The 2167-nt window shown below is 74.9% G+C and carries 2 protein-coding genes; both read right to left on the reverse strand.

The window, feature by feature from the left end; genetic code table 11:
* Positions 1-130: 130 nt before the first annotated feature.
* Positions 131-1771, reverse strand: a complete 1641-nt coding sequence (locus ABEB16_RS20315) for a dolichyl-phosphate-mannose--protein mannosyltransferase (RefSeq protein WP_345714010.1) — start codon at positions 1769-1771, stop codon at positions 131-133.
* Between the two features lie 94 nt (positions 1772-1865).
* The coding region (locus tag ABEB16_RS20320) for an NPCBM/NEW2 domain-containing protein (RefSeq protein ID WP_345714011.1) at positions 1866-2167 on the reverse strand (302 nt) is incomplete at its 5' end.

The raw sequence follows: 2167 nt of genomic DNA on the forward strand, positions 1-2167 counted from the left end.
CCTCGTCAGCGGGGCCCCCCGCGCGGGGGCCGCGGCGGGGGGCCCCGTCGTCGCGGCGTCCGTCACGGGCCGATCCTCCCCGCGGCGCCCGGAGGCCGCAACCGGCCGCCGCGCCGCGCCCGGGGTCCGCTCACACCCAGCTGCGCAACCACATCCGCGCGCTCCAGTCGCCGTAGGGGACGACCTGGGCGGTGTAGACCGGCCAGAAGTACGCGAAGCACGCCACGCACGCCACGACGACGGCCCCCGCGAGCACCGCCCCCACCCGGCGGCGGTGCACCGCTCCCGCCCGGGTGCCGGCACCCCGGGCGGCGGCCGGGTCGGGGCCCAGCAGCAGGCCCACGACGTGCACGACGGCGAGCACCACCCACGGGGAGAACGCCACCGCGTAGAACGTGAAGATCGTGCGGTCGGGGTACTGGAACCACGGCAGGTAGCCCGCGGCGAACCCCGCCAGGACCGCACCGGCCCGCCAGTCGCGGCGCAGCGCCCACACGGCGACGAGGACCACCACCGCCAGCACCGCGCTCCACCACAGCAGCGGGGTCCCCAGGGAGGTGATGGCCTGCGAGCACTGCTCGGCCTCGCACCCGCCCTGCCCGCGCGTCGTGCCCTCGTAGAAGAACGACGTCGGGCGGCCCTGCACCAGCCACGACCAGGGGCTGGACATGTACGGGTGCGGGGTGCTGAGGCCGATGTGGAACCGGTACGCCTCCTGGTGGTACTGCCACAGGCTGCGCAGCGCGTCGGGCACCAACCCGGCGAGCCCGTCGGCGGGGTGCTGCGCGCCCCACTGCCGGTCGTAGCCGTCGCTGCTGCGGAACCAGCCGGCCCAGGTCGCGACGTAGGTGACCACGGCGACGGGGACCATCGCGCAGAAGGCGCCGATCCCGTCGCGCACCGCGCCCGCCGCCAGCCAGTTCCGCACCCCCGCCGAGCGGCGCGCCCCGGCGTCCCACAGCACCGTCATGAGGCCGAACACCGCGAGGAAGTAGACGCCGGACCACTTCACCCCGCAGGCCAGGCCGAGGCTCACGCCCGCGGCCAGCCGCCAGGGCCGCAGCCCGAGGGACGGGCCGAACCCGGCGGGGCGGGCCGGCCACGTCGGTGCCAGGCGCTCGACCAGCCGTTCCCGCGCGGCGTCGCGGTCGCGCAGCAGGCACGCGAACGCCACGAGCGCCCAGAACATGAGGAACACGTCGAGCAACCCGGTGCGGCTGAGGACGAGGTGCAGCCCGTCGGTGGCCAGCAGCAGCGCCGCCGTGACCCCGAGCAGCGTGGAGCGGAACAGCCGGCGCGCGACGCGCCCGACGATGAGCAGCGACAGGGTGCCGCACAGCGCGGCGGTGAACCGCCAGCCGGTGGAGCTGTCGATGCCGAACAGCCACTCCCCGACGGCGATCATCCACTTGCCGACGGGTGGGTGGACGACGAAGTCCGCGGCACTGGTGAAGACGTCGGGCGTGCCGGCGGTGAAGAGGGCGTCGGGTTGCTCGATGCCCGGGTCGGTCCGCATCTCGTGGCCGTGCAGCAGCAGGGAGTATGCCTGCTTGACGTAGTACGTCTCGTCGAACACCAGGCGGTGCGGGGTGCCGAGGTGCCAGAACCGCAGCAGGCCGCCGACGGCGGTGACGAGCAGCAGCGGCAGCCACGAGCGCCGCCAGGACTCCCCGTCGATCTCCGACCCGCTCCCGAGCAGCCGGGCGCGCAGGTCGGCGCGGCGGGTGGCGGTCTCCGGAGCGACGGTTGCTGTGGGTACTGCGGTGCTCACGCGGCGTCTCCCGTCACGCGGCCCATCGTAGGCCGCGGGCCGTCGGGGGGACGGCGGACCCGGCCCGTCGTGACGACGGGCCGGGTCGGCAGGATCAGGACAGGAGCCTGGCGTCGCCCCACGTGGCGTGGTCGTCGGCGTTGCCGTTGCCGCCGTCGGTGACGACCAGGCGGATCTCGGACATCCCCGCCACGTTCACGGTGAGGGTCTTGGCGGCCTGCCCGCCGCCCATCGTGCCGCTGTCGGCGAGCTTGGTGCTGCCGTTCCACACCTGGAACACCACGGAACCGGCGTAGCCCCTGGTGGGGTGCACACCGACCTGAGCGGTGAAGGTCCTGGCGGTGCCGACGGGGACGACGACCTCGGAGGCGGCGTGCACGCCCAGGCCCTTGGCGT

Source organism: Kineococcus glutinatus (assembly GCF_039542765.1).
GTDB classification, from domain to species: Bacteria; Actinomycetota; Actinomycetes; order Actinomycetales; family Kineococcaceae; genus Kineococcus_A; species Kineococcus_A glutinatus.